At 73.2% G+C, this 2,121-nt stretch carries 2 protein-coding genes; one reads left to right on the top strand and one right to left on the bottom strand.

What is annotated here, in order from left to right; genetic code table 11:
• Positions 1–50: 50 nt before the first annotated feature.
• Complete coding sequence (locus ACFRCR_RS18460; protein WP_377679637.1) at positions 51–1,211, bottom strand: hypothetical protein; 1,161 nt, start codon at positions 1,209–1,211, stop codon at positions 51–53.
• 64 nt (positions 1,212–1,275) lie between these two features.
• Here ACFRCR_RS18460 and ACFRCR_RS18465 point away from each other — a divergent pair, with 64 nt between their 5' ends.
• Positions 1,276–2,037, top strand: coding sequence for a hypothetical protein (locus ACFRCR_RS18465; protein ID WP_377679638.1), 762 nt, complete (start codon positions 1,276–1,278; stop codon positions 2,035–2,037).
• Positions 2,038–2,121: the final 84 nt, after the last annotated feature.

Below are 2,121 nucleotides of genomic sequence, written 5' to 3' on the forward strand. Positions count from 1 at the left end.
AGGTAGACCTCCCGGAGTTCTACCTCGCGCACACGGGTCTACCTCGGCGCTCAGGCTGCGGCAGTGGCCTCGGCCGCCAGCAGCCCCACGTATCGCACCCGCGTCGCGAGCACCTCCCGCAGCTGCTCCCCGATCCCCTCGACGAACTCCTCGCGGTACACCGCGTCGACCTGGACCGAGATCGCGTAGTACAGACCGGTGAACGTGGCGATCGCCACCGACACCCGTACCAGCGTCTGGGTGACCACGAGCGTCGTCCCGGACAGGTCGAACGTCAGGAGCACGCGTTGCCCGTCGATGCCCCACAGGTCCATGACCTCGGGCGTCACCGTCAGCGTCCCGAGCGCGACGAAGAAGATCCCCATCCCGGCGCTGACGACGAGCACCTGCAGGAGCTGCGAGACACCGATCATCGCGGCCACGTTGAAGCGTTGGCTGCGGGTCAGGGGCGGCAGGTCCGCGGCCCCCGGCACCCCCTCCGCCGCCGTGCGCAGCGCTCCGCGTGCCTCGGTCGGCAGCCGCAGCCCCACGAACAGCACGACGAGCAGCGCGAAGAACGTCCCGAGGATCACGCCCGCGGCCCCGCCGGTCCGGCTGAAGACCTGCCACACCTCGGCGTTGTAGAACAGCACCAGAGAGAAGACCATGAGCAGCGGCAGGAGTCGGACGAGCCGCATCAGGGACGCCCCGAGCTCGTCCGCGATGCGCGCGAGCCCCCACCACAGCGACGAGCCCAGGCCGTACGCGACCACGACCCACACGAGCCCCAGCAGCATCAGGTTCCCGCCGGCCGTGACGAGCGCAGCCCGCCACTCGCCCCCGAACACCGCGGGCAGGACGGCGGGCACGAGCACGAAGAACGCGAGCTCGGGCCCACCGACGTCCTGCGGCAGCGTCGACCAGTGCCGTCCGCGCAGCGCGTTGAGCCCTGCGTATGCCACGGCGAGGAGGACCGCCCCGCCCGCGACCGCGAGCAGGTTGCCCCACCAGGGCCACCCCTCGTCGAGCGCCCCGGCGAGCTCGAGCAGCAGCACGACCACGAGGAACGGCGCCGACCGCCCGAACACGTCGCGCCGCGCCGAGTGGTCCTCGATCAGCAATGGCAGGCCGTTGCGTCGCAGCACGCGTTCGCACCCGGCGACGTCGAGGTGGGCCACGTCCGGCCCGGCGGCCGGGGGACCGGGGGGAGCGGCGTCGTCGGGCGGGGTCATGCGGGGAGCGTACCGGCGCGCGCGACCGGTGGCCGGGCGGCATCGCCGCGGCTACGTTCGCCTCATGCCCGACGACGCCGCTCACCTCCCCGACCTTCCCCCGCCTCGCGGTGGGGTCGCGTGGGACGACGACGCGTCGGCCGGTGGCTGGATCGGGCCACGGCTGGGTGATCCGGGGACGGTCGGAGGGTGCGTCCCGTCGGGCTTCGCGGCCTACGCGCGCATCCCGGACGCACCCGCGTGGTCCGACGAGGACGAGGCCATGGGGTCGCTCTACCTGGGGCACGGCGGGTCCGGCCCTGAGCAGATGGACCTGCTCCTCGAGGCGCTCGCACCGTTCACGGGTGGCCAGGAGTGCCACTTCGCGCTCTGGACCGGATACGGGTGGCTGTACGACCACGGGACGCGGCCCGAGGACTCGACGTCGTTCGCCGCGCTGACGTACGCGATCGACGACGTGGGCGAGGGGGACGCGCCGGGATCGTCGTTCGCGCTCGCCCAGGCGCGGGCGCAGGCCGCGGCGCACGCCCTCCGTGCGGCACGTCAGGTCGAGCGGCCCGCCGCACCGATGCTCGAGCTCCCGCACCGCGGCTACCACCTGTGGCACGGTCCGCTCGCGCAGGCGGCGGCGTTCGCGTCGCTCGACCAGTCGCCGACGCTGTGGTGGCCCGACGACCGGTCGTGGTTCGTGTGCACCGAGCTGGACACCGTGGCCACCGATCTCGGGGGCAGCGAGGAGCTGGTCGCGGCGCTGCTCGCGGTGCCCGGGCTCCGGGCGTCGCGAGTGAGCCCGGAAGACCCGGTGCGGATGCCGGCGGACTGGTGACGGGCCACGAGCAGCGGCCGAGGTAGACCCGTGTGCGCGAGGTAGACCAAGTTCTTCACCTGGACCGGCGCCATGCTGGTCGTG

Source organism: Oerskovia sp. NPDC056781 (genome assembly GCF_042789955.1).
Taxonomy (GTDB): domain Bacteria; phylum Actinomycetota; class Actinomycetes; order Actinomycetales; family Cellulomonadaceae; genus Oerskovia; species Oerskovia rustica.

Coding starts and splice junctions, on each gene's coding strand:
- ACFRCR_RS18465 (WP_377679638.1), top strand. CDS start 1,276: ATGCCCGACGACGCCGCTCACCTCCCCGACCTTCCCCCGCCTCGCGGT.
- ACFRCR_RS18460 (WP_377679637.1), bottom strand. CDS start 1,211: ATGACCCCGCCCGACGACGCCGCTCCCCCCGGTCCCCCGGCCGCCGGG.